The sequence below is a fragment of the Pseudomonas sp. FSL L8-0168 genome (assembly GCF_037976155.1).
Classification (GTDB): domain Bacteria; phylum Pseudomonadota; class Gammaproteobacteria; order Pseudomonadales; family Pseudomonadaceae; genus Aquipseudomonas; species Aquipseudomonas paracarnis.
The window spans coordinates 4,627,725-4,653,468 of sequence record NZ_CP150262.1 but is presented as its reverse complement, the minus strand read 5'-3'; the positions used below and the strand labels follow the sequence as shown (position 1 = coordinate 4,653,468).

Annotated in this window: 38 protein-coding genes; 36 read left to right on the top strand and 2 right to left on the bottom strand. The window is 57.0% G+C overall.

Annotated features, from left to right (window positions below):
* Positions 1-68: 68 nt before the first annotated feature.
* From rpsJ to bfr, 30 genes are all read left to right on the top strand, one after another.
* Complete coding sequence (gene rpsJ, locus MHH62_RS21430; RefSeq protein ID WP_003186070.1) at positions 69-380, top strand: 30S ribosomal protein S10; 312 nt, start codon at positions 69-71, stop codon at positions 378-380.
* An 81-nt stretch (positions 381-461) separates the two neighbouring features.
* Positions 462-1,097 carry a 50S ribosomal protein L3 gene (rplC, locus tag MHH62_RS21425; protein WP_003194649.1) on the top strand — a complete coding sequence of 212 codons (636 nt, stop codon included), beginning with the start codon at positions 462-464 and terminating at the stop codon, positions 1,095-1,097.
* Between the two features lie 12 nt (positions 1,098-1,109).
* On the top strand, positions 1,110-1,712 hold the full coding sequence (gene rplD / locus MHH62_RS21420) for a 50S ribosomal protein L4 (protein WP_003176424.1): 603 nt from the start codon (positions 1,110-1,112) through the stop codon (positions 1,710-1,712).
* Entirely contained in the window at positions 1,709-2,008 is a 300-nt protein-coding gene (rplW, locus tag MHH62_RS21415; protein WP_002555488.1) for a 50S ribosomal protein L23, read from the top strand. Before rplD ends, rplW begins: the two co-directional genes overlap by 4 nt.
* Positions 2,009-2,022: 14 nt before the next feature.
* Positions 2,023-2,847, top strand: a complete 825-nt coding sequence (gene rplB, locus MHH62_RS21410; RefSeq protein ID WP_003186055.1) for a 50S ribosomal protein L2 — start codon at positions 2,023-2,025, stop codon at positions 2,845-2,847.
* Between the two features lie 16 nt (positions 2,848-2,863).
* A complete protein-coding gene (gene rpsS, locus MHH62_RS21405) occupies positions 2,864-3,139 on the top strand; it encodes a 30S ribosomal protein S19 (protein ID WP_002555486.1) in 276 nt (91 codons plus the stop codon).
* Positions 3,140-3,150: 11 nt separating this feature from the next.
* Positions 3,151-3,483: a 50S ribosomal protein L22 gene (gene rplV / locus MHH62_RS21400; protein ID WP_003103908.1), complete on the top strand. Its 333-nt coding sequence runs from the start codon at positions 3,151-3,153 to the stop codon at positions 3,481-3,483.
* A gap of 13 nt (positions 3,484-3,496) precedes the next feature.
* A complete protein-coding gene (rpsC, locus tag MHH62_RS21395) occupies positions 3,497-4,183 on the top strand; it encodes a 30S ribosomal protein S3 (protein WP_003176422.1) in 687 nt (228 codons plus the stop codon).
* 12 nt (positions 4,184-4,195) lie between these two features.
* Positions 4,196-4,609 carry a 50S ribosomal protein L16 gene (gene rplP / locus MHH62_RS21390; protein ID WP_003176421.1) on the top strand — a complete coding sequence of 138 codons (414 nt, stop codon included), beginning with the start codon at positions 4,196-4,198 and terminating at the stop codon, positions 4,607-4,609.
* Positions 4,609-4,800 carry a 50S ribosomal protein L29 gene (gene rpmC, locus MHH62_RS21385; protein WP_002555481.1) on the top strand — a complete coding sequence of 64 codons (192 nt, stop codon included), beginning with the start codon at positions 4,609-4,611 and terminating at the stop codon, positions 4,798-4,800. The genes rplP and rpmC overlap by 1 nt, the downstream gene beginning before the upstream one ends.
* A gap of 2 nt (positions 4,801-4,802) precedes the next feature.
* Positions 4,803-5,069, top strand: a complete 267-nt coding sequence (gene rpsQ, locus MHH62_RS21380; RefSeq protein WP_003194644.1) for a 30S ribosomal protein S17 — start codon at positions 4,803-4,805, stop codon at positions 5,067-5,069.
* Between the two features lie 23 nt (positions 5,070-5,092).
* On the top strand, positions 5,093-5,461 hold the full coding sequence (rplN, locus tag MHH62_RS21375) for a 50S ribosomal protein L14 (protein WP_002555479.1): 369 nt from the start codon (positions 5,093-5,095) through the stop codon (positions 5,459-5,461).
* Between the two features lie 11 nt (positions 5,462-5,472).
* Positions 5,473-5,787 carry a 50S ribosomal protein L24 gene (gene rplX / locus MHH62_RS21370; protein WP_003176416.1) on the top strand — a complete coding sequence of 105 codons (315 nt, stop codon included), beginning with the start codon at positions 5,473-5,475 and terminating at the stop codon, positions 5,785-5,787.
* A 22-nt stretch (positions 5,788-5,809) separates the two neighbouring features.
* Positions 5,810-6,349 carry a 50S ribosomal protein L5 gene (gene rplE, locus MHH62_RS21365; protein WP_003194642.1) on the top strand — a complete coding sequence of 180 codons (540 nt, stop codon included), beginning with the start codon at positions 5,810-5,812 and terminating at the stop codon, positions 6,347-6,349.
* Positions 6,350-6,362: 13 nt separating this feature from the next.
* Positions 6,363-6,668, top strand: a complete 306-nt coding sequence (gene rpsN, locus MHH62_RS21360) for a 30S ribosomal protein S14 (RefSeq protein ID WP_003176414.1) — start codon at positions 6,363-6,365, stop codon at positions 6,666-6,668.
* A 208-nt stretch (positions 6,669-6,876) separates the two neighbouring features.
* A complete protein-coding gene (gene rpsH / locus MHH62_RS21355) occupies positions 6,877-7,269 on the top strand; it encodes a 30S ribosomal protein S8 (protein ID WP_003176413.1) in 393 nt (130 codons plus the stop codon).
* Between the two features lie 12 nt (positions 7,270-7,281).
* Positions 7,282-7,815, top strand: coding sequence for a 50S ribosomal protein L6 (gene rplF / locus MHH62_RS21350; protein WP_003194640.1), 534 nt, complete (start codon positions 7,282-7,284; stop codon positions 7,813-7,815).
* 10 nt (positions 7,816-7,825) lie between these two features.
* On the top strand, positions 7,826-8,176 hold the full coding sequence (gene rplR, locus MHH62_RS21345; protein WP_003186037.1) for a 50S ribosomal protein L18: 351 nt from the start codon (positions 7,826-7,828) through the stop codon (positions 8,174-8,176).
* Positions 8,177-8,179: 3 nt separating this feature from the next.
* Positions 8,180-8,680, top strand: a complete 501-nt coding sequence (rpsE, locus tag MHH62_RS21340) for a 30S ribosomal protein S5 (RefSeq protein ID WP_003176409.1) — start codon at positions 8,180-8,182, stop codon at positions 8,678-8,680.
* Between the two features lie 2 nt (positions 8,681-8,682).
* The gene (rpmD, locus tag MHH62_RS21335; RefSeq protein WP_003176408.1) at positions 8,683-8,859 is read left to right on the top strand and encodes a 50S ribosomal protein L30; all 177 of its coding nucleotides are present in this window, start codon (positions 8,683-8,685) and stop codon (positions 8,857-8,859) included.
* Between the two features lie 3 nt (positions 8,860-8,862).
* Entirely contained in the window at positions 8,863-9,300 is a 438-nt protein-coding gene (rplO, locus tag MHH62_RS21330) for a 50S ribosomal protein L15 (RefSeq protein WP_003176407.1), read from the top strand.
* A complete protein-coding gene (secY, locus tag MHH62_RS21325) occupies positions 9,301-10,629 on the top strand; it encodes a preprotein translocase subunit SecY (protein WP_003194637.1) in 1,329 nt (442 codons plus the stop codon).
* A gap of 28 nt (positions 10,630-10,657) precedes the next feature.
* Positions 10,658-10,774 carry a 50S ribosomal protein L36 gene (gene rpmJ, locus MHH62_RS21320; RefSeq protein WP_002555468.1) on the top strand — a complete coding sequence of 39 codons (117 nt, stop codon included), beginning with the start codon at positions 10,658-10,660 and terminating at the stop codon, positions 10,772-10,774.
* A gap of 129 nt (positions 10,775-10,903) precedes the next feature.
* Positions 10,904-11,260 (top strand): 30S ribosomal protein S13, encoded by a 357-nt coding sequence (gene rpsM, locus MHH62_RS21315; protein WP_003194635.1) that lies wholly within the window; start codon positions 10,904-10,906, stop codon positions 11,258-11,260.
* 30 nt (positions 11,261-11,290) lie between these two features.
* Positions 11,291-11,680: a 30S ribosomal protein S11 gene (rpsK, locus tag MHH62_RS21310; protein WP_002555466.1), complete on the top strand. Its 390-nt coding sequence runs from the start codon at positions 11,291-11,293 to the stop codon at positions 11,678-11,680.
* 18 nt (positions 11,681-11,698) lie between these two features.
* Positions 11,699-12,319 (top strand): 30S ribosomal protein S4, encoded by a 621-nt coding sequence (gene rpsD, locus MHH62_RS21305; protein WP_003176404.1) that lies wholly within the window; start codon positions 11,699-11,701, stop codon positions 12,317-12,319.
* Between the two features lie 22 nt (positions 12,320-12,341).
* Positions 12,342-13,343: a DNA-directed RNA polymerase subunit alpha gene (gene rpoA / locus MHH62_RS21300; RefSeq protein ID WP_003176403.1), complete on the top strand. Its 1,002-nt coding sequence runs from the start codon at positions 12,342-12,344 to the stop codon at positions 13,341-13,343.
* A gap of 41 nt (positions 13,344-13,384) precedes the next feature.
* The gene (gene rplQ / locus MHH62_RS21295) at positions 13,385-13,771 is read left to right on the top strand and encodes a 50S ribosomal protein L17 (protein ID WP_003176402.1); all 387 of its coding nucleotides are present in this window, start codon (positions 13,385-13,387) and stop codon (positions 13,769-13,771) included.
* Between the two features lie 237 nt (positions 13,772-14,008).
* Positions 14,009-15,457, top strand: a complete 1,449-nt coding sequence (locus MHH62_RS21290; RefSeq protein WP_166406268.1) for a catalase — start codon at positions 14,009-14,011, stop codon at positions 15,455-15,457.
* Between the two features lie 155 nt (positions 15,458-15,612).
* On the top strand, positions 15,613-16,077 hold the full coding sequence (gene bfr, locus MHH62_RS21285) for a bacterioferritin (RefSeq protein ID WP_003176400.1): 465 nt from the start codon (positions 15,613-15,615) through the stop codon (positions 16,075-16,077).
* A 67-nt stretch (positions 16,078-16,144) separates the two neighbouring features.
* Here bfr and uvrA read toward each other — a convergent pair whose 3' ends face one another.
* Positions 16,145-18,979: an excinuclease ABC subunit UvrA gene (uvrA, locus tag MHH62_RS21280; protein WP_014720150.1), complete on the bottom strand. Its 2,835-nt coding sequence runs from the start codon at positions 18,977-18,979 to the stop codon at positions 16,145-16,147.
* 178 nt (positions 18,980-19,157) lie between these two features.
* Between uvrA and MHH62_RS21275 the strand changes: the two genes are divergently transcribed.
* The 3 genes from MHH62_RS21275 to tam all read left to right on the top strand — a co-directional run bounded on the left by MHH62_RS21275 (position 19,158) and on the right by tam (position 22,025).
* Complete coding sequence (locus tag MHH62_RS21275) at positions 19,158-20,552, top strand: MFS transporter (RefSeq protein ID WP_014720149.1); 1,395 nt, start codon at positions 19,158-19,160, stop codon at positions 20,550-20,552.
* A gap of 9 nt (positions 20,553-20,561) precedes the next feature.
* On the top strand, positions 20,562-21,077 hold the full coding sequence (locus tag MHH62_RS21270) for a single-stranded DNA-binding protein (RefSeq protein ID WP_020302451.1): 516 nt from the start codon (positions 20,562-20,564) through the stop codon (positions 21,075-21,077).
* 186 nt (positions 21,078-21,263) lie between these two features.
* A complete protein-coding gene (tam, locus tag MHH62_RS21265; protein WP_020302450.1) occupies positions 21,264-22,025 on the top strand; it encodes a trans-aconitate 2-methyltransferase in 762 nt (253 codons plus the stop codon).
* Positions 22,026-22,046: 21 nt separating this feature from the next.
* On the opposite strand, the gene MHH62_RS21260 is transcribed toward tam, so the two are convergent.
* Positions 22,047-22,610 carry a cysteine hydrolase family protein gene (locus MHH62_RS21260; RefSeq protein WP_014720147.1) on the bottom strand — a complete coding sequence of 188 codons (564 nt, stop codon included), beginning with the start codon at positions 22,608-22,610 and terminating at the stop codon, positions 22,047-22,049.
* A gap of 96 nt (positions 22,611-22,706) precedes the next feature.
* Here MHH62_RS21260 and MHH62_RS21255 point away from each other — a divergent pair, with 96 nt between their 5' ends.
* The 3 genes from MHH62_RS21255 to MHH62_RS21245 all read left to right on the top strand — a co-directional run bounded on the left by MHH62_RS21255 (position 22,707) and on the right by MHH62_RS21245 (position 25,702).
* Positions 22,707-23,678, top strand: coding sequence for a GlxA family transcriptional regulator (locus MHH62_RS21255; RefSeq protein WP_020302449.1), 972 nt, complete (start codon positions 22,707-22,709; stop codon positions 23,676-23,678).
* 169 nt (positions 23,679-23,847) lie between these two features.
* Positions 23,848-24,957, top strand: a complete 1,110-nt coding sequence (locus MHH62_RS21250) for a DUF3182 family protein (protein ID WP_020302448.1) — start codon at positions 23,848-23,850, stop codon at positions 24,955-24,957.
* Positions 24,947-25,702, top strand: coding sequence for an alpha/beta fold hydrolase (locus MHH62_RS21245; protein ID WP_019818878.1), 756 nt, complete (start codon positions 24,947-24,949; stop codon positions 25,700-25,702). Before MHH62_RS21250 ends, MHH62_RS21245 begins: the two co-directional genes overlap by 11 nt.
* The last annotated feature ends 42 nt before the right edge of the window (positions 25,703-25,744 follow it).

Here is a 25,744-nt window from a genome sequence, read left to right as displayed (position 1 = left end):
TAGAATTGCGCCTCCTTTTAACGGGCGTATTGCGCCCGGTGGGAATAGCAGCCGGAGTCTGAAATCCAATGCAAAATCAGCAAATCCGTATCAGGTTGAAGGCTTTTGACCATCGCCTGATCGACCAATCCACCCAGGAAATCGTGGAAACCGCGAAACGTACTGGTGCTCAAGTGCGTGGTCCAATTCCACTGCCTACCCGTAAAGAGCGGTTCACCGTTCTGGTCTCCCCGCACGTCAACAAAGACGCGCGTGACCAGTACGAGATCCGTACTCATAAGCGCGTACTGGACATCGTCCAGCCAACGGATAAAACCGTTGATGCACTTATGAAGCTCGATCTGGCGGCCGGTGTGGAAGTACAGATCAGCCTCGGCTAAGACTTGGGTCTTAGTCGTGTAACGCTCTGAAATGGGCGGCCATAGCGGGTGAAAGCCCCGTACACTCATGAGGTTTACAACATGACTATTGGTGTAGTCGGTCGTAAATGCGGTATGACCCGTATTTTCACCGAAGAAGGTGTCTCCATTCCGGTCACGGTCATTGAGATCGAACCGAATCGCGTCACCCAGTTCAAAACTGAAGAAACCGATGGCTATCGTGCAGTGCAAGTCACTGTCGGCGAGCGTCGTGCTTCGCGCGTGACTGCTGCTCAAGCAGGTCACTTCGCTAAAGCAAACGTTGCAGCTGGTCGTACTGTTATGGAGTTCCGTCTTGAAGACGGCGACTACCAGGCTGGCGATCTGATCAACGCTGAAATCTTCGCCGCTGGTCAACTGGTTGATGTAACCGGTCAGTCCAAGGGTAAAGGCTTCCAGGGTACGATCAAGCGTTGGAATTTCCGTGGTCAAGACAACACTCACGGTAACTCCGTTTCCCACCGCGTCCCGGGCTCTATTGGCCAGTGCCAGACTCCTGGTCGTGTATTCAAGGGCAAAAAAATGTCCGGTCATATGGGCGCTGAGCGCGTGACCGTGCAGTCCCTCGAAGTAGTGCGCGTCGACGCTGAACGCAATCTGTTGTTGGTCAAGGGTGCTGTTCCTGGCGCTACTGGCGGCAACCTGGTTGTACGTCCAGCGGCCAAGGCTCGCGGTTAAGGGGAAGCTGACATGCAATTAAATGTAAATGACGCTCAAGCGATCGAAGTTTCCGAACTGACATTTGGCGGCGAATTCAACGAGACGCTCGTTCACCAAGCAGTCGTGGCCTACATGGCCGGCGGCCGTCAAGGTAGCAAGCAGCAAAAGACCCGTTCCGACGTACGTGGTGGCGGTAAGCGCCCTTGGCGTCAGAAAGGCACTGGCCGTGCTCGTGCCGGTACTATCCGTAGCCCAATCTGGCGTGGCGGCGGTACCACTTTCGCAGCTCGTCCACAGGATCACTCTCAGAAGCTCAACAAGAAGATGTACCGCGCAGCTCTGCGCTCCATCCTTGCTGAACTCGTGCGTACTGATCGTCTGGTCGTGGTTCAGGACTTCGCTGTTGAAAGTCCAAAAACCAAAGATCTGCTGGGCAAACTGAACAACATGAGCCTGACCGATGTTTTGATCGTGTCTGAAGCTGTTGATCAGAACCTGTACCTGGCTGCTCGCAACCTGCCACACGTTGATGTACGTGACGTGCAAGGTTCCGATCCAGTTAGTCTGATCGCATACGACAAGGTGTTGATCACCGTGTCGGCCGTGAAGAAATTCGAGGAGCTGCTGGGATGAACCAGGAACGCGTATTTAAAGTTCTGCTTGGCCCGCACGTTTCCGAAAAGGCTACGGTTCTGGCTGACAAGAAAGGCCAGTTCGTTTTCAAGGTTGCAACTGACGCAACCAAGCTGGAAATCAAGAAGGCCGTCGAAAGCCTGTTCAGCGTGAAAGTAGAGCGTGTTACTACCCTGAATGTTCTGGGTAAGAGCAAGCGCACTGCTCGCGGTCTGGGCAAGCGTAATGACTGGAAGAAGGCAGTTATCTCCCTTCAGCCAGGCCAAGATCTCGATTTCAGCAGCAGTGCTGAGTAAGGAAGGGGTGCATCATGGCAATCGTTAAATGCAAACCGACTTCCCCTGGCCGCCGTTTTGTGGTCAAGGTGGTCAACCAGGAGCTGCATAAAGGCGCTCCTCACGCACCGCTGCTCGAGAAAAAATCGAAGTCTGGTGGTCGTAACAACAATGGTCGCATTACCACTCGTCACATCGGTGGTGGCCATAAGCAGCATTATCGTCTGGTCGATTTCCGTCGCAACGACAAAGATGGCATCGCTGCCACTGTCGAGCGTATTGAATACGATCCAAACCGTACTGCTCACATCGCTCTGCTGCTGTACGCAGATGGCGAGCGTCGCTACATCATCGCCCCTAAAGGCGTAAGTGCTGGCGACCAGCTGATCGCAGGTGCTTTGGCACCGATCAAGCCGGGCAATGCTCTGCAACTGCGTAACATTCCAGTTGGTAGCACCGTACACGGCATCGAATTGAAGCCAGGTAAAGGCGCGCAAATCGCTCGTTCCGCTGGTGCTTCGGCTCAGCTGATCGCTCGTGAAGGTGTCTACGTGACCCTGCGTCTGCGTTCTGGTGAGATGCGTAAAGTACTGGCTGAATGCCGTGCGACCCTGGGCGAAGTCTCGAACTCCGAGCACAGCCTGCGTTCGTTGGGTAAAGCTGGTGCCAAACGCTGGCGTGGCGTTCGCCCAACCGTTCGTGGTGTTGCCATGAACCCGGTTGACCACCCACACGGTGGTGGTGAAGGTCGTACCTCTGGTGGTCGTCATCCGGTATCGCCATGGGGCTTCCCGACTAAGGGCGCGAAGACTCGTGGTAATAAGCGTACCGACAAAATGATCGTCCGTCGTCGCAAGTAAATAGAGGGATACGACAGTGCCACGTTCTCTGAAAAAAGGTCCTTTTATTGATCTTCACCTACTGAAGAAGATCGAAGTGGCGGCGGAAAAGAACGATCGCAAACCAGTTAAGACCTGGTCGCGTCGTTCGATGATCCTGCCACAAATGGTCGGTCTGACCATCGCAGTACACAACGGTCGTCAACACGTCCCAGTTCTCGTTAACGAAGACATGGTCGGCCACAAACTGGGCGAGTTTGCCGGTACCCGCACTTATCGTGGGCACGTGGCAGACAAGAAAGCCAAGCGTTAAGGGGTTAGGAAATGGAAGTAGCCGCTAAGTTGTCGGGCGCTCGAATCTCCGCCCAGAAAGCCCGCTTGGTCGCCGACCAGATCCGCGGGAAGAAGGTGGGCGAAGCGCTCAACCTGTTGGCTTTCAGCAGTAAGAAAGCCGCCGAGATCATGAAGAAAGTGCTGGAGTCGGCCGTAGCCAACGCCGAGCATAACGAAGGCGCAGACGTTGATGACCTGAAGGTCAGCACCGTTTTCGTCAACGAAGGGCGTTCGCTGAAGCGCATCATGCCACGTGCCAAAGGCCGTGCTGATCGCATCGTCAAGCGGTCTTGCCATATCACTGTCAAGGTTGCTGACAAGTAACGGAGTCGAAGAGATGGGTCAGAAAGTACATCCCATTGGCATTCGCCTGGGAATCGTCAAGGAGCACACCTCCGTCTGGTACGCAGACGGTCGGACTTATGCGGACTACTTGTTCGCTGATCTGAAGGTGCGTGAGTATCTCCAAGACAAACTAAAAAGCGCGTCCGTAAGCCGTATCGATATCCATCGTCCGGCCCAAACTGCACGTATCACCATCCACACCGCTCGTCCAGGTATCGTTATCGGGAAGAAAGGTGAAGATGTTGAGAAACTGCGTCAGGACCTGACCAAGCAAATGGGTGTGCCTGTGCACATCAATATCGAAGAGATCCGCAAGCCGGAGCTCGACGGTATGCTGGTTGCGCAGAGCGTAGCTCAGCAGCTGGAGCGTCGCGTAATGTTCCGTCGCGCTATGAAGCGCGCCGTACAGAACGCCATGCGCATTGGTGCCAAAGGCATCAAAATCCAAGTGAGCGGTCGTCTCGGCGGTGCTGAAATCGCACGTACTGAATGGTATCGCGAAGGTCGTGTGCCACTGCACACCCTGCGTGCCGACATCGACTATGCCAACTACGAAGCTCACACCACTTACGGTGTGATCGGTGTAAAGGTTTGGATCTTCAAAGGCGAAGTAATTGGTGGTCGCCAAGAAGAACTGAAACCACAAGCACCAGCGCCTCGTAAAAAAGCTGCTAAGTAAGGGGTACGCCAAATGTTGCAACCTAAGCGTACGAAGTTCCGCAAGCAGATGACAGGCCACAACCGTGGTCTGGCTCAGCGCGGTAGCAAAGTCAGCTTCGGCGAGTTCGCGCTGAAGTCTGTAGCTCGTGGTCGTCTCACCGCTCGTCAGATCGAGTCAGCGCGTCGTGCTCTGACCCGTCACGTAAAACGTGGCGGCAAGATCTGGATCCGTGTATTCCCGGACAAGCCGATCTCCAAAAAGCCTCTCGAGGTTCGGATGGGTAAAGGTAAGGGTAACGTGGAATACTGGGTAGCCCAGATTCAGCCAGGCAAAGTCCTGTATGAAATCGAGGGTGTTTCTGAAGAGCTGGCGCGTGAGGCTTTCGCCCTGGCTGCTGCAAAGCTGCCGCTCGCCACCTCCTTTGTTAAACGGACGGTGATGTGATGAAAGCGAATGAACTTCGTGAAAAATCCGCACAGCAGCTGAACGAGCAACTGCTCGGCCTGCTGCGCGACCAGTTCAATCTGCGTATGCAGAAAGCAACTGGCCAGTTGGGGCAGTCTCATCTGCTCTCGCAAGTTAAGCGTGACATCGCTCGCGTGAAGACTGTGCTCAACCAGCAGGCAGGTAAGTGATCATGGCTGAAGCCGAAAAGACTGTCCGTACGCTGACTGGCCGTGTTGTCAGCGACAAGATGGACAAAACCATCACCGTTTTGATCGAGCGTCGCGTTAAGCACCCGATCTACGGTAAATATGTTAAGCGTTCGACTAAGCTGCACGCGCACGACGAAACCAATCAGTGCCACATCGGCGACAAGGTCACTATTCGTGAAACTCGTCCGATGGCCAAGACCAAGTCTTGGGCACTGGTTGATGTTCTCGAACGCGCTGTGGAAGTCTAAGGACTAGGGGTCGGAGAAATTATATGATTCAGACTCAATCCATGCTCGATGTGGCCGATAACAGCGGCGCTCGCCGTGTTATGTGCATCAAGGTGCTGGGTGGCTCCCATCGTCGTTACGCTGGTATCGGTGACATCATCAAAGTTACCGTGAAGGAAGCAATTCCTCGCGGTAAGGTGAAAAAAGGCCAAGTGATGACTGCTGTTGTAGTCCGCACTCGTCACGGCGTACGTCGTGCTGATGGCTCCATTATCCGCTTTGATGGCAACGCTGCTGTTCTTCTGAACAACAAGCAAGAGCCGATCGGCACCCGTATCTTTGGGCCAGTGACCCGTGAACTTCGTACTGAGAAGTTCATGAAGATCGTCTCGCTCGCCCCAGAAGTGCTGTAAGGAGATCCGACATGCAAAAGATTCGTCGTGACGACGAGATCATCGTGATCGCCGGCAAAGACAAAGGTAAGCGCGGTAAGGTGCTTAAGGTTCTCGCCAATAACCGTCTGGTTATCGGTGGTCTGAACCTGGTCAAGCGTCATACCAAGCCTAACCCGATGTCGGGCGTGCAGGGCGGTATCGTCGAGAAAGAAGCTCCGCTGGACGCTTCTAACGTCGCCATCTTCAATGGCGAAACCAACAAGGCTGACCGCGTTGGTTTCAAAGTAGAAGACGGTAAGAAAATTCGTGTCTTCAAGTCGACCCAAAAAGCGGTTGATGCTTGAACACTGCTAGGTAGATTAGACCATGGCACGACTACAAGAGATTTACCGGAAGGAAATCGCCCCTAAGCTTAAGGAAGAACTTAAGCTCGGGAACGTGATGGAAGTTCCGCGCGTCACCAAAATCACCCTGAACATGGGTCTGGGCGAAGCGATCGGCGACAAAAAAGTCATCGAGCACGCTGTTGCTGACCTGGAAAAGATCACCGGTCAAAAAGTCGTTGTGACTTACGCTCGGAAATCCATCGCTGGCTTTAAAGTCCGTGAAGGTTGGCCGATCGGCGTCAAAGTGACTCTGCGCCGTGAGCGTATGTACGAATTCCTGGATCGTCTGCTGTCGATCTCCCTGCCTCGGGTCCGCGACTTCCGCGGCCTGAATGCCAAGTCCTTCGATGGTCGTGGTAACTACAGCATGGGCGTGAAAGAGCAGATCATCTTCCCGGAAATCGACTACGACAAGATCGATGCTCTCCGCGGTCTGGACATCACCCTGACCACCACTGCCAAGAACGATGATGAAGGCCGCGCTCTGCTGCGTGCGTTCAAATTCCCGTTCCGCAACTGATTGGAGTAGGACCATGGCCAAGATGAGCATGAAAAACCGCGAGCTGAAGCGTCAGCTCACGGTTGCCAAGTACGCCAAGAAGCGTGCAGCACTGAAAGCAATCATCGTTGATCTGAACGCAAGTCCAGAAGCGCGTTGGGAAGCTACAGTTGCTCTGCAGAAGCAGCCACGTGACGCAAGCGCTTCGCGCATGCGTAACCGCTGCCGCCTGACCGGTCGTCCACACGGCGTTTACCGCAAGTTCGGCCTCGGCCGTAACAAACTGCGTGAAGCGGCAATGCGTGGTGACGTACCAGGTCTGGTTAAAGCCAGCTGGTAAGTACTTTCAACGTCCAGGTGGTCGGAATCGCAAGATACTGACCGCCGGTGACCTTGAATCTGGATCAAGCCCCTTTTGGGGCTTGTTTCATTTCTGGAGTATGTCTAAAATACGCGGCTCGCCTGAGCCCGTGTTTTTTGTGCTCGGAGATTCTCGGCGACATATGTAGCCGCAAGGCTAATTTTTTTGTATTAGGAGCGTCTAGCCCATGAGTATGCAGGACCCGTTAGCGGACATGCTAACTCGTATCCGTAATGCCCAGATGGCTGAAAAGTCCGTCGTAAGCATGCCATCTTCCAAGTTGAAGGTAGCTGTTGCCAAAGTCCTGAAAGACGAAGGCTACATTGCGGGTTATCAGATCAGCAGCGAAATCAAACCACTGCTGTCCATCGAGCTGAAGTACTTCGAAGGCCGTTCGGTCATCGAGGAAGTGAAGCGCGTTAGCCGTCCAGGCCTGCGTCAGTACAAGTCCGCTGAAGATCTGCCGAAAGTTCGTGGCGGTCTGGGCGTGTCTATCGTCTCCACCAACAAAGGTGTGATGACGGATCGTGCTGCGCGCGCTGCCGGTGTCGGCGGCGAAGTTCTTTGCACTGTGTTCTAAGGGGGGATAAGCATGTCTCGCGTCGCTAAGAACCCCGTTAAGCTGCCAGCCGGTGTCGAAGTCAAATTCGCAGGCCAACAGCTTTCGGTGAAGGGTGCCAAGGGTACTCTTGAACTGAACATCCATTCGTCCGTTGAGATCGTTGAAGAAGCTGGTGAGCTGCGTTTCGCTGCTCGCAATGGCGATCAACAAACTCGCGCAATGGCCGGTACCACGCGTGCGTTGGTAAACAACATGGTCCAAGGCGTAAGCCAAGGCTTCGAGCGTAAGCTCCAGCTGGTCGGTGTTGGTTACAAAGCGCAAGCAAAAGGCACGGTTTTGAACCTTGCCCTTGGCTTCTCGCACCCAGTGGATTACGAACTGCCAGCGGGCATCACTGCTGAGACTCCTAGCCAGACCGATATCCTGATCAAGGGCATCGACAAGCAGCTGGTAGGTCAAGTGGCCGCTGAGATCCGCGACTTCCGTCCACCAGAGCCGTACAAAGGCAAAGGTGTGCGCTACGCGGACGAAGTCGTCCGTCGTAAAGAAGCCAAGAAGAAGTAGGGCATAGCAAATGACCGACAAAAAAGTTACTCGACTGCGTCGCGCTCGCAAAGCACGCCTGAAAATGCACGAACTCGAAGTCGTGCGTCTCTGCGTGTTCCGCTCGTCGCAGCACATCTACGCCCAGGTCATCTCGGCCGACGGCAACAAAGTCCTGGCAAGCGCCTCGACTTTGGATAAAGAACTGCGTGATGGTGCCACTGGCAACATCGACGCGGCCACAAAGGTTGGCCAGCTGGTCGCTACGCGTGCTAAGGCCGCTGGCGTCTCGCAAGTGGCTTTCGACCGCTCTGGCTTCAAGTACCACGGCCGCGTGAAAGCGCTGGCTGATGCTGCTCGTGAAGCTGGGCTGGAGTTCTAAGTTATGTCAAATAACGACCAAAAGCGCGACGAAGGCTACATTGAGAAGCTGGTTCAAGTTAACCGCGTAGCCAAAACCGTTAAAGGCGGCCGTATCTTCACTTTCACCGCGTTGACCGTGGTGGGTGATGGTAAAGGGCGTGTTGGCTTCGGCCGTGGCAAGTCACGTGAAGTGCCTGCCGCGATCCAGAAGGCAATGGAAGCTGCTCGTCGCAACATGATCCAAGTTGATCTGAACGGCACCACTCTGCAGTACGCAATGAAGTCCGCTCACGGCGCTTCGAAGGTGTACATGCAGCCTGCTTCTGAAGGTACCGGTATCATCGCTGGCGGCGCTATGCGTGCTGTCCTCGAAGTTGCTGGCGTTCAGAACGTTCTGGCCAAGTGCTATGGCTCGACTAACCCGGTAAACGTGGTTCACGCCACTTTCAAGGGTCTGAAGGCTATGCAATCTCCTGAGTCCATCGCTGCCAAGCGTGGTCTGACTGTCAAGGAGATCTTCTGATCATGGCTACCGTTAAAGTAACGCTGATCAAAAGCATGACCGGCCGCATCCCTAACCACAAATTGTGCGTTAAAGGTTTGGGTCTGCGTCGCATCGGTCACACTGTAGAAGTCCAGGATACTCCCGAGAATCGCGGGATGATCAACAAGGCTTACTACATGCTGCGTGTAGAGGGTTAATCGATGAAACTCAATGATCTGAGTCCAGCGCCGGGTTCCCGTCGCGAAAAGCATCGTCCGGGCCGTGGTATCGGTAGTGGTTTGGGTAAGACCGGTGGCCGTGGCCACAAGGGTCAAACCTCCCGCTCCGGTGGCACCATTGCTCCAGGCTTTGAAGGCGGTCAACAGCCGCTGCATCGTCGCCTGCCTAAGTTCGGTTTCGTATCCCTGAAAGCCATGGATCGCGCAGAAGTGCGTCTGTCCGAGCTGGCTAAAGTGGAAGGCGACATCGTTACTGTGCAGACCCTGAAAGATGCCAACGTGATCAACGTCAACGTACAGCGTGTGAAAATCATGCTGTCCGGTGAAGTGACTCGCGCTGTCACTATCGGCAAGGGAATCGGCGCCACCAAAGGTGCGCGTTCGGCTATCGAAGCAGCTGGCGGCAAGTTCGAGGAATAAATGGCTAAGCAAGGTGCTCTCTCAGCGCTCGGCAAAGGCGGTATGTCTGAACTTTGGGCTCGTCTGCGTTTTCTGTTCCTGGCGATTATCGTCTACCGAATAGGCGCACACATCCCGGTTCCAGGTATCAACCCGGACCGACTCGCAGACCTGTTTCGACAGAATGAGGGGACCATTCTTAGCTTGTTCAACATGTTTTCCGGCGGCGCGCTGGAGCGGATGAGCATCTTTGCACTGGGGATCATGCCGTACATTTCGGCATCGATCATCATGCAACTGATGACAGCCGTCAGCCCGCAGCTGGAGCAGTTGAAGAAGGAAGGTGAAGCTGGCCGTCGCAAGATTAGCCAGTACACCCGCTACGGCACTGTCGTCCTCGCCCTGGTTCAAGCTATCGGCATGTCCGTTGGCCTGGCGGGGCAGGGCGTTGCGTTCACTGGTGACTTTGGCTTCCATTTCGTCGCGGTATCCACGTTTGTGGCTGGTGCGATGTTCATGATGTGGCTGGGTGAGCAGATTACTGAGCGTGGTGTTGGCAACGGTATCTCGATGTTGATTTTCGCAGGTATCGTCGCCGGTCTTCCGAGAGCAATCGGGCAGTCTTTCGAGTCTGCGCGTCAGGGTGATATCAATATCTTCGCCTTGGTTGCCATCGGTTTGCTGGCAGTAGCGATTATCGGTTTTGTGGTGTTCATTGAGCGTGGCCAGCGTCGTATTGCTGTTCACTACGCCAAGCGTCAGCAGGGCCGTAAGGTCTTCGCTGCGCAGACCAGCCACTTGCCGCTGAAAGTGAATATGGCCGGTGTTATTCCGGCAATTTTCGCGAGCAGCATCTTGCTGTTTCCGGCTTCGTTGGGTACCTGGTTTGGTCAGTCTGAAAATATGGGCTGGCTGCAGGACCTCTCTCAGTCGATCGCTCCTGGTCAGCCGTTGAATATTCTGCTGTTTAGTGCAGGGATTATTTTCTTCTGCTTCTTCTATACGGCGTTGATGTTCAATCCGAAAGACGTAGCGGAAAACCTGAAGAAGTCCGGTGCCTTTATTCCGGGCATCCGTCCAGGTGAGCAGTCGGCACGCTACATTGATGGCGTTCTGACTCGTTTGACCCTGTTCGGTGCTCTATATATGACGGCCGTGTGCTTGTTGCCCCAGTTCCTGGTGGTTGCAGCAAACGTTCCGTTCTACCTTGGCGGGACCTCGTTGCTGATCGTGGTCGTGGTTGTGATGGACTTCATGTCCCAAGTACAATCGCACCTCGTTTCGCACCAGTACGAATCCCTGATGAAGAAAGCCAACCTGAAGGGCTACGGCAGCGGCATGTTGCGCTGAGTACCCCATAAGGTTCGAGGAGTTGGTGATGAAAGTTCGTGCATCGGTGAAAAAGCTGTGCCGTAACTGCAAGATTATTCGCCGCGAAGGTGTTGTTCGAGTAATTTGCAGCGCGGAACCGCGTCACAAACAGCGCCAAGGCTGAGTGTGATCCGCTTGAAGCCCGGCAGCTAGTGCGCTGCCGGGTTGATTATTTGTTATTACAGCGATATTATCTCGCGCCCTATTTCTTGGCTTCCGGGGCGTAGGTAGCTGTCAATTGGAGTCCCACTGAATGGCCCGTATTGCAGGCGTTAACATTCCAGATAACAAGCACACTGTTATCTCGCTGACCTACATCTATGGTGTTGGTCGCACTACTGCGCAGAAAATTTGCGCAGTTGCTGGGGTAAACCCAGCCGCTAAGATCAAGGATCTGAGCGACGAGCAGATTGAACAGCTGCGTGGCGAAGTGGCGAAGTTCACCACTGAAGGTGACCTGCGTCGCGAAATCAACATGAAAATCAAGCGTTTGATGGACCTCGGTTGCTATCGCGGTCTGCGTCATCGTCGTGGTCTTCCAGTACGCGGTCAGCGTACCAAGACTAACGCGCGTACCCGTAAAGGTCCGCGTAAGCCGATCCGCAAGTAATCGCCCCAGCGAATCGACAGGAAAATTATCATGGCAAAACCTGCTGCTCGTCCTCGTAAAAAAGTTAAAAAGACAGTGGTTGATGGCATCGCCCACATCCATGCATCTTTTAACAACACAATCGTGACCATCACCGACCGTCAAGGTAACGCGCTTTCTTGGGCTACCTCCGGTGGTTCGGGTTTCCGCGGTTCCCGCAAGTCCACCCCGTTTGCTGCTCAAGTAGCTGCTGAACGTGCTGGTCAAGCTGCGCTGGAATACGGCCTGAAAAACCTCGACGTTAACGTCAAGGGTCCAGGTCCAGGTCGTGAGTCTGCTGTCCGTGCTTTGAACGGCTGTGGCTATAAGATCGCCAGCATCACCGACGTGACGCCAATCCCGCACAACGGGTGCCGTCCGCCGAAGAAGCGCCGCGTGTAATCCAGGAGATTGTAAAGAATGGCTCGTTACATTGGTCCAAAATGCAAACTCGCTCGTCGCGAAGGCACCGATCTCTTCCTGAAGAGCGGCGTGCGCGCGATCGAATCGAAGTGCAACATTGAAGCAGCACCTGGTATCCACGGCCAACGCCGCGGTCGCCAGTCCGACTACGGCACCCAACTGCGTGAAAAGCAGAAGGTCCGTCGTATCTACGGCGTTCTCGAGCGTCAGTTCAGCGGCTACTACAAAGAAGCTGCTGGCAAGAAAGGTGCAACCGGTGAAAACCTGCTGCAACTGCTCGAATGCCGTCTGGACAACGTTGTATACCGTATGGGCTTCGGTTCGACTCGTGCCGAATCCCGTCAGCTGGTATCGCACAAGTCGATCAGCGTTAACGGTCAGACCGTAAACGTTCCGTCCTACCAGGTTCGTGCTGGTGACGTGGTCGCAGTTCGCGAGAAAGCAAAAAACCAACTTCGCATTGTCCAAGCTCTCGATCTGTGTGCCCAACGTGGCCGCGTAGAATGGGTAGAAGTAGACACTGAGAAGAAGTCGGGCGTTTTCAAGAACGTTCCTGCTCGCAGTGATCTGTCCGCCGACATCAACGAAAGCCTGATTGTCGAGCTCTACTCCAAGTAAGGGCTAGAAAATAGGTGCATCCATGCAGATTTCGGTAAATGAGTTCCTGACACCCCGCCACATTGATGTGCAGGTTGTCAGTCCAACCCGCGCCAAAATTACTCTCGAGCCTCTCGAGCGTGGTTTTGGCCACACCCTGGGCAACGCGCTGCGCCGCATCCTGTTGTCCTCAATGCCCGGCTGTGCAGTAGTCGAGGCCGAGATTGACGGTGTGCTCCACGAGTACAGCGCCATCGAAGGTGTACAGGAAGACGTAATTGAAATCCTGTTGAACCTTAAAGGTCTGGCTATCAAGCTGCACGGCCGTGACGAAGTTACGCTGACCTTGTCGAAGAAGGGTTCGGGGGTGGTTACCGCTGCCGATATTCAGCTGGATCATGATGTCGAGATCGTTAACCCCGATCACGTAATCGCTAACCTGGCGTCTAACGGCGCCCTGAACATGAAGCTCACTGTAGCTCGTGGTCGTGGTTATGAACCGGCCGACTCGCGTCAGAGCGATGAAGACGAAAGCCGCAGCATTGGTCGCTTGCAGCTTGACTCTTCGTTCAGCCCGGTTCGCCGTATCGCATACGTGGTGGAAAACGCCCGTGTCGAGCAGCGTACTAACCTGGACAAGCTGGTTATTGATCTGGAAACCAACGGTACCCTGGATCCTGAAGAGGCTATCCGCCGCGCTGCAACCATTCTGCAACAGCAGTTGGCTGCGTTCGTCGACCTCAAAGGTGACAGCGAACCAGTGGTAATCGAGCAGGAAGACGAGATCGATCCGATCCTGCTTCGCCCGGTTGACGATCTGGAACTGACTGTACGTTCGGCTAACTGCCTTAAGGCGGAAAACATTTACTACATCGGTGACCTGATCCAGCGCACCGAAGTAGAACTGTTGAAGACTCCGAACCTGGGCAAGAAATCCTTGACTGAAATCAAGGACGTTCTGGCCTCCCGCGGTCTGTCCCTCGGCATGCGCCTCGACAACTGGCCGCCTGCAAGTCTTAAGAAGGACGACAAGGCGACTGCCTGATCGTCGTAATCACCGAACGTGAGTTTGGTAAGGAATGAACCATGCGTCATCGTAAAAGTGGTCGTCACCTGAGCCGTACCAGCTCGCACCGCAAGGCCATGTTCCAAAACATGGCGGTGTCGCTGTTCGAGCACGAGCTGATCAAAACTACACTGCCGAAAGCTAAAGAACTGCGTCGCGTTGCTGAGCCGCTGATCACTTTGGCCAAGACAGACAGCCTGGCTAACCGCCGTCTGGCTTTCGACCGTACTCGTTCGAAAGCTATCGTTGGTAAGCTCTTCAACGACCTGGGCAAGCGTTACGCTACCCGTGAGGGTGGCTACCTGCGCATCCTCAAGTGCGGTTTCCGCGCTGGCGACAACGCGCCTATGGCGTACGTCGAGTTGGTTGATCGTGCTACTGCCGGCGAAGCTGTAAGCGCCGAGTAAGACGACAAGCTGCAACGAAGAACCGGGCCTAGTGCCCGGTTTTTTGTGCGCGTAACAAAAGCGCAACTTATACAAGCTTCCATAGGCCGGGCGCTGCACTATAGCGAACGGAGTGTTGTTAGTTATTCTCTATCGATGCCTGCAATTTAATGAATTTGTAGGCGTGGTGTTGATGATCAATACTCCCTCCAAGCCGATTAGCCGGCAGTTCCAAGTCCGACCTGAGGAAGATTGAGCATGAGCCAGAATAAAGTCCTTACCACCGCCAGCGGTGCTCCCGTTGCGGATAACCAGAACTCCCGTTCCGCGGGCCCTCGTGGTCCGTTGTTACTCGACGATTTCCACCTGATCGAGAAGCTCGCTCACTTCAACCGTGAAAACATCCCTGAGCGTCGCGTGCACGCCAAAGGATCGGGCGCCTACGGTACGTTCACAGTCACCCGGGACATCACCCAATACACCAGCGCCAAGCTGTTCGAATCTGTTGGCAAGCAAACGCCGACATTCCTGCGATTCTCCACTGTAGGCGGTGAGCGCGGTTCTGCTGACACTGAACGTGATCCACGTGGCTTTGCCCTGAAGTTCTATACCGAAGAGGGTAACTGGGACATCGTGGGTAACAACACTCCCGTGTTCTTTATTCGTGATCCGCTGAAATTCCCGGATTTTATCCACACCCAGAAACGCCTGCCGCAGAGCAACCTTAAAAGCGCGCAGATGATGTGGGACTTCTGGTCGCACTCACCAGAGGCGCTGCATCAGGTCACCATTCTGTTTTCGGACCGTGGCATCCCGGACGGCTATCGCCACATGCATGGTTTCGGCAGCCACACTTACAGTTTGATCAATGCCCAGGGTGAGCGTCATTGGGTGAAGTGGCACTACAAGACTAAGCAAGGCATCAAGAACCTGGCGCCGGCCGAGGCCGCCCGCTTGGCGGGAACCGATCCTGATTACGCCCAGCGTGATCTGTTTGGTGCAATCGAGCGCGGTGACTTCCCCAAGTGGCGCGTGTGCATCCAGATCATGACCGAGGCACAGGCGAACGCCCATTACGAGAACCCGTTTGACGTGACCAAGACCTGGTCGCAAAAAGAATTCCCGTTGATTGAAGTGGGTGAGTTGGAGCTCAATCGTAATCCGCAGAACTACTTCGCCGAAGTCGAGCAGGCCGCATTTGGCCCAAGCAACATGGTCCCAGGCGTTGGCCTGTCGCCGGACCGTATGCTGCAAGGTCGGGTTTTTGCCTACGCCGATGCGCACCGCTACCGTGTGGGCACCAACCACCAGCAACTGCCGGTGAACGCACCACGTAGCCCGGTTAACAGCTACCAGCGTGACGGCTCCATGGCTTTCGGTAGTAACGGCGGTGCGGCTCCGAACTACGAGCCAAACAGCTATGCCGATGCGCCCAAGCAAGCCCCGCAGTATGCAGAGCCAGCATTGACCCTGAGCGGCGCGGCTGATCGCTACGATCATCGCGAAGATACGGACTACTACAGCCACGCCGGTGCGCTGTTCCGTCTGATGAATGATGAGCAGAAAGCCCTGCTCACCAATAACATCGCGGGCGCTATGGCTGGGGTTTCCAGCGATGTGGTCCAGCGTCAACTGCAGCACTTCTATAAGGCCGACCCGGCTTATGGAGAAGCAATCGCAAAGGCACTGGGTGTATCGCTTAACTGACTCTAAACGATAAGCAGAACCGCCCTCATTTGGGCGGTTTTTGCGTTATTTCAGCTACTTTTCTCCGGAAATCTTCACTTTTCTGCCGTTTGTCCCGTGACCTTCAAGTCAGCATGGTTCAAACTACAGTCTTTCAAGCAGGGAGATGTAGGGCGATGCAAGGTCACCCCGACGTAATCGATTACCTCAACACGTTGCTGACGGGCGAACTGGCAGCTCGTGACCAATATTTCATCCATTCGCGTATGTACGAAGACTGGGGCTTTACCGAGCTCTACGAGCGTATCAACCACGAAATGGAAGAAGAGGCACAGCACGCTGATGCCCTGATGCGCCGCATTCTGATGCTCGAAGGCACGCCGCGTATGCGTCCTGATGATCTGGACGTGGGTACCACAGTGCCTGACATGCTCGCTGCCGATCTTCGCCTTGAGTACAAGGTCCGTGCTGCACTCTGTAAGGGCATCGAGCTTTGTGAGCAGCACAACGACTATGTCACCCGGGAAATACTGCGGGTGCAGTTGAATGACACCGAAGAAGATCACACCTACTGGCTGGAAAAGCAGTTGGGCCTGATCAAGCTGATCGGCCTGGAGAATTACCTGCAATCGCAGTTCTGATTCCCGGCTATAAAAAAGCCCCTGTCACCGCAAAGTGGCAGGGGCTTTTTATTGGACGATGAAAAGATCAGGCCCGATCGCGTTCCAGCAATGGTTTCAGGTAGTAACCGGTGTGCGACTGCGGCATTTCGGAAACCTGCTCTGGCGTGCCCACTGCGATGATCTGGCCACCCTTCGAACCACCTTCCGGCCCCAGGTCTACCAACCAGTCGGCCGTCTTGATCACATCAAGGTTGTGCTCAATCACCACCACGGTATTGCCGTGGTCCCGCAAGCGGTGAAGTACGTCCAGCAACTGCTGAATATCCGCGAAGTGCAGGCCAGTGGTCGGCTCATCGAGGATGTACAAGGTTTTGCCGGTATCACGCTTGGACAGCTCGCGAGACAGCTTGACCCGCTGCGCTTCACCACCCGACAGCGTGGTCGCTGATTGCCCCAGCTTGATGTACGACAGGCCTACATCCATTAGCGTCTGCAGCTTGCGCGCCAACGCCGGCACGGCGTCGAAGAACTCGCGAGCTTCCTCGATTGTCATCTCCAGGGTTTCATGGATGCTCTTGCCCTTGTACTTGATCTCCAGGGTCTCGCGGTTGTAGCGCTTGCTCTTGCACACATCGCACGGCACGTAGATGTCGGGGAGGAAGTGCATCTCCACCTTGATCAGGCCGTCGCCCTGGCAGGCTTCGCAGCGCCCACCCTTGACGTTGAACGAGAACCGGCCCGGCCCATAACCTCGTGAGCGCGACTCGGGTACGCCAGCGAACAGCTCGCGGATAGGCGTAAACAGCCCGGTGTAGGTGGCTGGGTTGGAACGCGGTGTGCGTCCAATCGGGCTCTGGTCGATGTCGACGACCTTGTCCAGATGCTCCAGGCCTTTGATGCTGTCGTGGGCCGCAGCTTCCAGAGTGGTCGCGCCGTTCAGGGCGGTGGCACTCAGTGGGAACAAGGTGTTGTTGATCAGCGTCGACTTGCCCGAACCGGAAACACCGGTCACGCAGGTCAGCAGGCCCAGCGGAATCTCCAGGTCGACATTGCGCAGGTTGTTCCCGCGCGCGCCCTTGAGGTGCAGAGCCATCTTTTTGTTGCGCGGCGTACGCTTGGCGGGCACTTCGATCTTCACCCGGCCAGACAGGTACTTGCCGGTCAACGAGTCCGGATGTGCCATCACTTCGGCAGGCGTGCCCTCGGCAACGATATGGCCACCATGCACACCCGCGCCCGGGCCGATATCGACCACGTAGTCCGCCAGGCGGATAGCGTCTTCATCATGCTCGACCACGATCACGGTATTGCCGATATCGCGCAGGTGTTTCAGCGTGCCCAGCAGGCGGTCGTTATCCCGTTGGTGCAAGCCAATCGACGGCTCATCGAGGATATACAGCACGCCCACAAGGCCCGCGCCAATCTGGCTGGCCAGACGGATTCGCTGTGCTTCACCGCCCGACAAGGTATCGGCGCTACGGTCCAGCGACAGGTAGTCCAGGCCAACGTTGACCAGGAACTGCAGACGCTCGCGAATTTCCTTGAGGATCTTGTCGGCAATTTCCCCGCGTCGCCCGGTGAGCTTGAGTACGCCAAAGTATTCACACGCATCGCCGATCGGCAGGTTGGTCACTGCTGGCAGGGTCTTCTCGCCCACCCACACGTGACGTGCCTCACGGCGCAGGCGGGTGCCACGGCAATCCGGGCAAGGCTGAGTACTGAGGAATTTTGCCAGTTCTTCACGCACGCTTGCCGATTCGGTCTCGCGGTAGCGACGCTCCAGGTTCGGCACGATGCCTTCGAACGGGTGCGAGCGCTTGACGATGTCGCCACGGTCGTTCAGGTACTTGAAGTCGACATTCTGCGAACCGCTGCCATGCAGAATGACCTTCTGCTGGTCTGCCGGCAGCTGGTTGAACGGCACTTCCAGGCTGAACTTGTAGTGCGAGGCCAATGACCCGAGCATCTGGAAATAGTAGACGTTACGCCTGTCCCATCCGCGTATCGCCCCCTCGGCCAGGGTCAGGTCACCATTGACCAGGCGCTTGATATCGAAAAACTGCTTCACACCCAGGCCGTCGCAAGTCGGGCAGGCGCCGGCCGGGTTGTTGAAGGAAAACAGCTTGGGTTCCAGCTCACTGATGGCATGGCCACAGATGGGGCACGCAAAGCGCGCGGAGAAGATGATCTCTTCGCCCGGCTCGTCGTCCATCGGCGCTACGAGGGCAATGCCATCGGCCAGCTTCAGCGCGGTTTCGAACGATTCCGCCAAACGCTGCTGCAAGTCGGCGCGCACCTTGAATCGGTCGACCACCACGTCAATGGAGTGCTTTTTCTGCTTGTCCAGCTTCGGCGCTTCGTCCAGCTCATAGAGCTTGCCGTTGATGCGCGCCCGCACGAAGCCCTGGGCACGCAGTTCTTCGAAGACCGACAGGTGTTCACCCTTGCGCTCGCGAATGACGGGCGCCAGCAGCATCAGCTTGGCGCCCTCTGGCTGGGCCAGTACCAGGTCGACCATCTGGCTGACGGTCTGGGCTTCCAGGGGAATATCGTGGTCCGGGCAGCGCGGAATGCCCACGCGCGCATACAGCAGGCGCAGATAGTCGTAGATTTCGGTAATGGTACCCACGGTGGAGCGCGGGTTGTGGGACGTGGATTTCTGCTCGATGGAAATAGCCGGCGACAGGCCTTCAATGGTGTCGACATCGGGCTTTTCCATCATCGACAGGAACTGCCGGGCGTAGGCCGACAGGGATTCCACATAGCGACGCTGACCTTCGGCATACAGCGTGTCGAACGCCAGGGACGATTTGCCGGAGCCGGACAAGCCGGTGATGACGATCAGTTTGTCCCGGGGCAGGGTCAGGTCGATGTTCTTCAGGTTGTGGGTTCTAGCCCCACGAATCAGGATCTTGTCCAAGATGGCCTCGCACGGCGGGCGTAAATGATGGCGGAGTATACGGCTAAAGACTGGATGAATATACACTGTCAAAACGCCGCTTGCAGCCTTACATGAAAGCTGCGCGGCAAAGCGCCGCATATACCCTCTCAATCGATGGGACTGGTAGAATCGCCGCCGGTTCACACGAGGTTTTTCCATGCACGATCCCCACAGCGAACGCATGAGTAGCGGCGAGACCCGAGCGGCAAGCGGTCTGGCCCTGGTGTTCGCTTTCCGTATGCTGGGCATGTTTATGGTGTTGCCGGTGCTGGCCACCTATGGGATGGATCTCGCAGGGGCGACCCCCGCCTTGATCGGCCTGGCGATTGGTGCCTATGGCCTGACCCAGGCGATTTTCCAGATCCCGTTCGGGATTATTTCCGACCGCATTGGCCGTCGCCCGGTGATCTATCTCGGGCTGATCGTATTCGCCCTTGGCAGTGTGCTAGCGGCCCAGTCCGATTCGATCTGGGGCGTGATCGCCGGGCGCATCCTGCAGGGCGCCGGTGCGATTTCCGCCGCCGTGATGGCGCTGCTGTCGGACCTGACCCGCGAACAACACCGCACCAAGGCCATGGCGATGATCGGCATGACCATCGGCCTGTCGTTTGCCGTGGCAATGGTGGTCGGCCCCTTACTCACGCGCGCGTTCGGCTTGCATGGGCTATTCCTGGCCACGGGCGGCATGGCGTTGTTCGGCATCCTGATCGTGGCTTTTATGGTGCCGCGCTCCACCGGCACCCTGCAGCATCGTGAATCGGGCGTCGCACGCAAGGCGTTGCTGCCGACGCTCAAGCACCCGGACCTGCTGCGCCTGGATTTAGGTATCTTCGTATTACACGCCATGCTGATGTGCAGCTTCGTCGCCTTGCCCCTGGCCCTGGTGGAAAAAGCCGGCCTGCCCAAGGAACAGCACTGGTGGGTCTACCTCACTGCGCTGTTGATTTCGTTCTTCGCCATGATCCCGTTCATCATCTATGGCGAGAAGAAACGCAAAATGAAACGAGTTTTACTCGGCGCCGTCGCGACATTGATGCTCACTGAACTATTCTTCTGGCAGTTCGGCGACAGCCTGCGAGCATTGGTGATTGGTACGGTGGTGTTTTTCACCGCCTTCAACCTGCTCGAAGCGTCGTTGCCGTCACTGATCAGTAAAGTTTCACCGGCAGGCGGTAAGGGCACGGCCATGGGGGTGTATTCCACCAGCCAGTTCCTGGGTTCTGCGTTGGGCGGCATCATGGGCGGCTGGATGTTCCAGCATGGCGGTTTGTCGGTTGTGTTCCTCGGATGCGCCGGGCTGGCTGCACTTTGGCTGGTCTTTGCTGTTACCATGCGCGAACCTCCCTACGTCACCAGTCTGCGTTTGCCGCTATCGCCCGAGGCGATCCGCGAAGCCGGCCTGGTAGAGCGCCTGAAGGCTGTCGTAGGGGTAACGGATGCAGTCGTGGTCGCTGAAGAGGCGGCCATTTACATCAAATTGGACACCGAATTATTGGATCGCGCGACGCTCGAGCAACTGGTCAACCCAGTGCCGACAGCGCGCCCAGCCTAGGAGAACGTTATGGCCCGTGGGGTTAACAAAGTCATATTGGTCGGTACTTGCGGCCAGGATCCCGAAGTTCGCTACTTGCCTAACGGTAACGCCGTGACCAACCTGAGCCTGGCGACCAGCGAACAGTGGACCGACAAGCAGACCGGCCAGAAGGTCGAGAAGACCGAATGGCACCGCGTGTCGATGTTCGGCAAGGTCGCAGAGATCGCCGGTGAATACCTGCGCAAAGGTTCGCAGGTCTACATCGAAGGCAAACTGCAAACCCGTGAGTGGGAAAAAGACGGCATCAAGCGTTACACCACCGAAATCGTGGTCGACATGCAAGGCACCATGCAACTGCTGGGCGGCCGTCCACAGGGCGACCAACAGGGCCAGGGCGGCATGTCCAACTCGGCACCGCGCCCACAGCAGTCGCGTCCGCAGCCAAGCCAGCAGCCACAGCGTGAGTCGCGCCCTGCACCACAGCAGGCTGCTCCGCAACCGGCTCAGGATTTCGACAGCTTTGATGACGATATCCCGTTCTAAGGTCCAAGACCGACCCTGAACAAACAAAACCCCCGATAGCGAAAGCATCGGGGTTTTTTTATGGGCGATGAACAGGCGTCGGTGCACGCGCTGCCTTTTTGCAGGCAGCACACCAACCCCAGCATTTGTTCTCATGGCTCACAAGATTTAGGCTGTCGCCACCTCTAAGAAAGAAGGAAGGCTGTGATGACCTGGTCCGCCAAGCAGTACACGATGTTCGAACAGCAGCGCACTCGCCCTGTCCGTGACCTGATTGCGGCAATTCCCAACACCGACGTGGGCACCGCAGTCGACCTGGGGTGCGGGCCGGGAAACTCCACCGAAGTGCTGGCCGAGCGTTTCCCCCAAGCGCACGTCACTGGCATGGACAGCTCCGATGACATGTTGGTAGACGCCCGCAAGCGCCTGCCCAGGTTGAACTTCGAGCTGGCAGATATCGGCGCCTGGCATCCTGCGCAACGCTTGGATGTGATTCTGGCCAATGCCTCGCTGCAATGGCTGCCCGACCACGCCACGCTCTACCCGCACTTGGTCCACCAACTGAACCCAGGCGGTACGCTGGCGGTGCAAACCCCGGACAACCTTGACGAGCCCGCCCATCGCCTGGCCCGTGAAGTTGCGGCCGATGGCCCGTGGTCGGCGAAGATAGGGGCGGTCAAACACAATGAGCGGCACACCGCCAGTTACTACTACGAACTGTTGAGCAAGTATTGCAGTACCGTGGATGTATGGCGCACCACCTATCACCACCCGTTGGCGGACCACACGGCGGTGGTGGAGTGGTTCAAGGCTTCGGCATTGCGGCCTTTTCTTGCGCCGTTGACCGACGATGAAAAAGCCGCCTTCCTGCAGCAATACCAGGCGCGAATTACCCAGGCTTATCCCGCCCTGGCCGATGGCACGGTGTTGTTGCCCTTTCCGCGCCTGTTCATCATCGCCACACGCTAAAGCGATCGGCCTGATTGGCGGTCACGCGGCCGCTGCTTGGGCCTTCAAATATTCCTCTGCCGACACCACACCCGCATAGCCAAAGGCCAGGGAGGCCATGTACGCCCCGTGCACCTGCGCCGCCGGAATCACCTGCCCGTTGAATTCCTGGTCGCGGGTCGCGCAGGCATCATGGATCACCGTAACCTTGTAGCCCAGGTCCGCCGCCGCCCGTACCACGGCGTCAATGCACATATGGCTCATGCTGCCTACCACCACCACGTCGGTGATGCTGCGCTGTTCCAGCAGTTCGCGCAGGTTGGTTTGGCGAAACGCATTCACGAAGTGTTTGAGCACCACCGGTTCCTCGCCCTCGTTGAGCACCTTGGCATGCAAGTGCGCGCCTTCGGAGCCCGGTGTGAAGAACGGTGCGTCGTCGCCAGCGAACTCATGCCGTACATGAATCACCGCATCGCCTGCTTGTCGAAACGCCTGGAGCACCTGCGCCGCCTTGTCCGCTGCGGCTTCCACGCCGTCGAGCGGCCACTTGCCCTGGGGGAAGTAGTCGTTCTGGATATCGATTAGGATGAGCGCCTGCTTGGCCATGTGTGTTGCCTCGTGATGGGTTGATGGGCCTAGTATCTTAGCTGGCGATCACGCCGAGAATTGGCCGCACCGACAATAACAGGGGGAAAACTGACAATGGCCGCGCAACGCAGCACTGTCGAGCTGGGTGTGTTGATCTACCAGGGCGCGCAACTCGCCGCAGTCCACGGGCTGACCGACCTGTTCGGGGTCGCTAACCGCATCGCCGCCGAGCATGAATCTGCGCAATTACCGCTGCTGCGGGTCAGCCACTGGCAGGTAGATGCCCACGGCACGCCCGCGCGCACGTTCGACAGCCACCCAGGCCCCGACCAACCGATGATGGCCGTGTTGGTGCCGCCCTCGATTGCAGAGTTCACCGAAGACCAGGCGCCGCCGGCGCTGCTGGAATGGCTGCGCCTGCAACATGCGGGCGGCACCGTGCTGGGCGGCGTGTGCATCGGCTCGATCATGCTGGCGCGCAGCGGCCTGTTGGATGGCCGCAGCGCCACCACCCACTGGTCCTCCGCGAAGTCTTTTGCGGCCAGTTACCCGGCGGTGCGCCTGGAAGCGGATAAACCCATTGTCGATGACGGCGACCTGATCACTTCCGCGGGGCTGATGGCCTGGTCCGAACTGGGCCTGCGCCTGGTCGACCGGCTGATGGGCCCGAGCGTGGCGGCCGATACGGCGCGTTTTCTGGTGATCGAACACAGCGCCAGCGCCAGCCAATGTGGTAGTAACTTTGCGCCGCTTCTCAGGCACGGTGATGGTGCGGTCCTCAAGGTCCAGCATTGGCTGCAAGCCAGTGGCGCGGTGGACGTGTCCGTGGCAGCGATGGCGCAGGAGGCGAACCTGGAAGAGCGCACCTTTCTGCGGCGCTTTCGCAGCGCCACCGGATTGAAACCCACTGAGTACTGCCAACACCTGCGGGTCGGCAAGGCGCGGCAGATGCTGGAGTTCACCAACGGCACCATCGATCACATTGCCTGGACCGTGGGCTATCAAGACCCCGGTGCCTTTCGTACCATTTTCAAGAAAATCACCGGCCTGTCCCCCAGCGATTACCGCAACCGCTTTGGGGTTTGAATCGTGCAGAACGCCGCAGGGTTCGCCCCGGGTCGTGCAGAATAAAACAGGCTAACGGCCATCACTTTTTGCGCAACTGATTGATTTAACAACTATCCGCTCAATCACAGCGTTGGCCTGATCCATGCAACCTCATTGCTACACAAAGGTTGATGGAAAAGGGGACCGCATGACCCCCATAAGTCGCAAGAAGTTGGTGGTCGCCCACTCCATGCGAGAGGGGGCGCCCCTGCATGAAATCGAAACCAACCGCGCCCTCGCACGCTGGCTGGCGCAGATCCTGGGGCTCAAGTTCGGTGGCAGTTACGACCCGGCCCTGCATGCGGGTCGGGAATTGTATCTGCTGCCCACGCAAACCCTGGTCGGGCCAGCCCAAGCGCGCCAGCTCAATATCAAGGGGCCTGGCGATCTGTGGGGCGGCTATGTCGATCACGCTTTTATCTGCACCAAGGCCATCACGCATGGCCTGCTGAGTCCCGACGCCAAGGCGCCCGAAGGCTGGTCGCCGACATTCTGCGAGCGCGTGCGTGACGTAGTGTTGGACGGCGTGAGTGTGTTCGCCCTTGAGGACGCGCGGCCTGCCGCGACCCGCTTGCTCTACAGTGGCCCGATTCGTCTGAAACCCGTGAACGCCTGTGCAGGGCGCGGGCAGGAAGTTATCCACAGCCTGGATGAGTTCGACGCGATAGTGGCGCGCCCGGAAGCGGCCCGAATGTTCAATGAAGGCGTGGTGCTGGAACAAGACCTGCACGCGGTGGTCACCCACAGTGTGGGCCAGAGTTTTATTGGCGATCACCTCATTAGCTACTGCGGCGAGCAGCACCTGACCCAAGACGGGCAGGGGGAAGAGGTCTACGGCGGTTCCGATCTGCTGGTCGTCCCCGGTGATTATGCTGCCCTGCTCAAACTGGATCTGCGTGAAGACGTGCGTGAGGCCATTGAACAGGCGCTGGTTTTCGACCGTGCTGCGGACGAAGCCTACCCAAGCTTCTTCGCCTCGCGCCGCAACTACGACATCGCCCAAGGCCTGGACAGCACAGGCCAGCGCCGCAGTGGTGTGCTCGAACAATCCTGGCGCATGGGCGGGGCCAGCAGCGCGGAAGTCGCGGCGTTGCAGAGTTTTATCAACCATCCGGGCCTTAAAGCCATCCGTGTGTCCTCGGTAGAAACCTATGTAGACCAGGCGCTGCCGGCGGATGCCATCGAGGTATACCGAGGCCCGGCCGAAAACAGCGACTTTCTACTCAAGTATGTGACGGTCAAGACTTATGACGGCTAGAAGCGAGAGCATCACCATCGATATAGACGACGAACAGATGAGCGGGACATTCCTCAGTCCCAAGTCCAAAGTGCCCGGCGTGTTGTTCGTGCACGGCTGGGGCGGCAGCCAGGAGCGCGACCTGGAGCGGGCCAAAGGTATCGCAGGCCTTGGATGTGTATGCCTGACCTTCGACCTGCGTGGCCATGCTGGCACCGGCATCCCTTTGTCGCGCGTCACCCGCGAAGACAACCTGCGCGACCTGTTGGCCGCCTACGATCGCCTGCTGTCCCACCCGGCTATCGACACCTCGGCTGTGGCAGTGGTGGGCACCAGTTATGGCGGCTATCTGGCAGCGATCCTCACCTCATTGCGCCCGGTACGTTGGCTGGCGCTGCGAGTGCCGGCGCTGTACCGCGATCAGGAATGGCTCAAGCCCAAGCGCGACTTGGATAAAGCCGACCTGATGGATTACCGCGGCACCCTCGTGCACGCCGAAACCAACCGTGCCCTGCATGCCTGCGCGCAATTTACCGGCGATGTGCTGATTGTCGAATCGGAAACCGACGACCATGTGCCTCACGCCACCATCATGAGTTACCGCGCGGCGTGCCAGCAAACCCACTCCCTGACCCACCGCATCATCGACGGCGCCGACCATTCCCTGAGCGACCCGGTGTCGCAACAGGCCTACACCTCGATCCTGGTGGACTGGATTACCGAGATGGTGGTGGGGGAGCGGTTGAGCATCATTCAGGCTCGATAGTCGTTGCCCTTGTGATCGCTTTCGCGGGCAAGCCCGGCTCCC

Excerpts from the sequence above, each read along its gene's own strand:
- rpmD (WP_003176408.1), top strand. The coding sequence starts at position 8,683 with ATGGCTACCGTTAAAGTAACGCTGATCAAAAGCATGACCGGCCGCATC.
- rpoA (WP_003176403.1), top strand. The coding sequence starts at position 12,342 with ATGCAGATTTCGGTAAATGAGTTCCTGACACCCCGCCACATTGATGTG.
- rpmJ (WP_002555468.1), top strand. The coding sequence starts at position 10,658 with ATGAAAGTTCGTGCATCGGTGAAAAAGCTGTGCCGTAACTGCAAGATT.
- rpsK (WP_002555466.1), top strand. The coding sequence starts at position 11,291 with ATGGCAAAACCTGCTGCTCGTCCTCGTAAAAAAGTTAAAAAGACAGTG.
- rpmC (WP_002555481.1), top strand. The coding sequence starts at position 4,609 with ATGAAAGCGAATGAACTTCGTGAAAAATCCGCACAGCAGCTGAACGAG.
- rpsH (WP_003176413.1), top strand. The coding sequence starts at position 6,877 with ATGAGTATGCAGGACCCGTTAGCGGACATGCTAACTCGTATCCGTAAT.
- tam (WP_020302450.1), top strand. The coding sequence starts at position 21,264 with ATGACCTGGTCCGCCAAGCAGTACACGATGTTCGAACAGCAGCGCACT.
- rpsN (WP_003176414.1), top strand. The coding sequence starts at position 6,363 with ATGGCCAAGATGAGCATGAAAAACCGCGAGCTGAAGCGTCAGCTCACG.
- MHH62_RS21270 (WP_020302451.1), top strand. The coding sequence starts at position 20,562 with ATGGCCCGTGGGGTTAACAAAGTCATATTGGTCGGTACTTGCGGCCAG.
- rpsC (WP_003176422.1), top strand. The coding sequence starts at position 3,497 with ATGGGTCAGAAAGTACATCCCATTGGCATTCGCCTGGGAATCGTCAAG.
- rplV (WP_003103908.1), top strand. The coding sequence starts at position 3,151 with ATGGAAGTAGCCGCTAAGTTGTCGGGCGCTCGAATCTCCGCCCAGAAA.
- rplF (WP_003194640.1), top strand. The coding sequence starts at position 7,282 with ATGTCTCGCGTCGCTAAGAACCCCGTTAAGCTGCCAGCCGGTGTCGAA.
- rplP (WP_003176421.1), top strand. The coding sequence starts at position 4,196 with ATGTTGCAACCTAAGCGTACGAAGTTCCGCAAGCAGATGACAGGCCAC.
- MHH62_RS21275 (WP_014720149.1), top strand. The coding sequence starts at position 19,158 with ATGCACGATCCCCACAGCGAACGCATGAGTAGCGGCGAGACCCGAGCG.
- rplX (WP_003176416.1), top strand. The coding sequence starts at position 5,473 with ATGCAAAAGATTCGTCGTGACGACGAGATCATCGTGATCGCCGGCAAA.
- MHH62_RS21290 (WP_166406268.1), top strand. The coding sequence starts at position 14,009 with ATGAGCCAGAATAAAGTCCTTACCACCGCCAGCGGTGCTCCCGTTGCG.
- MHH62_RS21250 (WP_020302448.1), top strand. The coding sequence starts at position 23,848 with ATGACCCCCATAAGTCGCAAGAAGTTGGTGGTCGCCCACTCCATGCGA.
- rpsJ (WP_003186070.1), top strand. The coding sequence starts at position 69 with ATGCAAAATCAGCAAATCCGTATCAGGTTGAAGGCTTTTGACCATCGC.
- rplR (WP_003186037.1), top strand. The coding sequence starts at position 7,826 with ATGACCGACAAAAAAGTTACTCGACTGCGTCGCGCTCGCAAAGCACGC.
- rplN (WP_002555479.1), top strand. The coding sequence starts at position 5,093 with ATGATTCAGACTCAATCCATGCTCGATGTGGCCGATAACAGCGGCGCT.
- MHH62_RS21255 (WP_020302449.1), top strand. The coding sequence starts at position 22,707 with ATGGCCGCGCAACGCAGCACTGTCGAGCTGGGTGTGTTGATCTACCAG.
- rpsE (WP_003176409.1), top strand. The coding sequence starts at position 8,180 with ATGTCAAATAACGACCAAAAGCGCGACGAAGGCTACATTGAGAAGCTG.
- MHH62_RS21260 (WP_014720147.1), bottom strand. The coding sequence starts at position 22,610 with ATGGCCAAGCAGGCGCTCATCCTAATCGATATCCAGAACGACTACTTC.
- rplW (WP_002555488.1), top strand. The coding sequence starts at position 1,709 with ATGAACCAGGAACGCGTATTTAAAGTTCTGCTTGGCCCGCACGTTTCC.
- rplO (WP_003176407.1), top strand. The coding sequence starts at position 8,863 with ATGAAACTCAATGATCTGAGTCCAGCGCCGGGTTCCCGTCGCGAAAAG.
- rplE (WP_003194642.1), top strand. The coding sequence starts at position 5,810 with ATGGCACGACTACAAGAGATTTACCGGAAGGAAATCGCCCCTAAGCTT.
- rpsM (WP_003194635.1), top strand. The coding sequence starts at position 10,904 with ATGGCCCGTATTGCAGGCGTTAACATTCCAGATAACAAGCACACTGTT.
- rplQ (WP_003176402.1), top strand. The coding sequence starts at position 13,385 with ATGCGTCATCGTAAAAGTGGTCGTCACCTGAGCCGTACCAGCTCGCAC.
- rplD (WP_003176424.1), top strand. The coding sequence starts at position 1,110 with ATGCAATTAAATGTAAATGACGCTCAAGCGATCGAAGTTTCCGAACTG.
- MHH62_RS21245 (WP_019818878.1), top strand. The coding sequence starts at position 24,947 with ATGACGGCTAGAAGCGAGAGCATCACCATCGATATAGACGACGAACAG.
- secY (WP_003194637.1), top strand. The coding sequence starts at position 9,301 with ATGGCTAAGCAAGGTGCTCTCTCAGCGCTCGGCAAAGGCGGTATGTCT.
- rpsD (WP_003176404.1), top strand. The coding sequence starts at position 11,699 with ATGGCTCGTTACATTGGTCCAAAATGCAAACTCGCTCGTCGCGAAGGC.
- rpsQ (WP_003194644.1), top strand. The coding sequence starts at position 4,803 with ATGGCTGAAGCCGAAAAGACTGTCCGTACGCTGACTGGCCGTGTTGTC.
- rplB (WP_003186055.1), top strand. The coding sequence starts at position 2,023 with ATGGCAATCGTTAAATGCAAACCGACTTCCCCTGGCCGCCGTTTTGTG.
- bfr (WP_003176400.1), top strand. The coding sequence starts at position 15,613 with ATGCAAGGTCACCCCGACGTAATCGATTACCTCAACACGTTGCTGACG.
- rplC (WP_003194649.1), top strand. The coding sequence starts at position 462 with ATGACTATTGGTGTAGTCGGTCGTAAATGCGGTATGACCCGTATTTTC.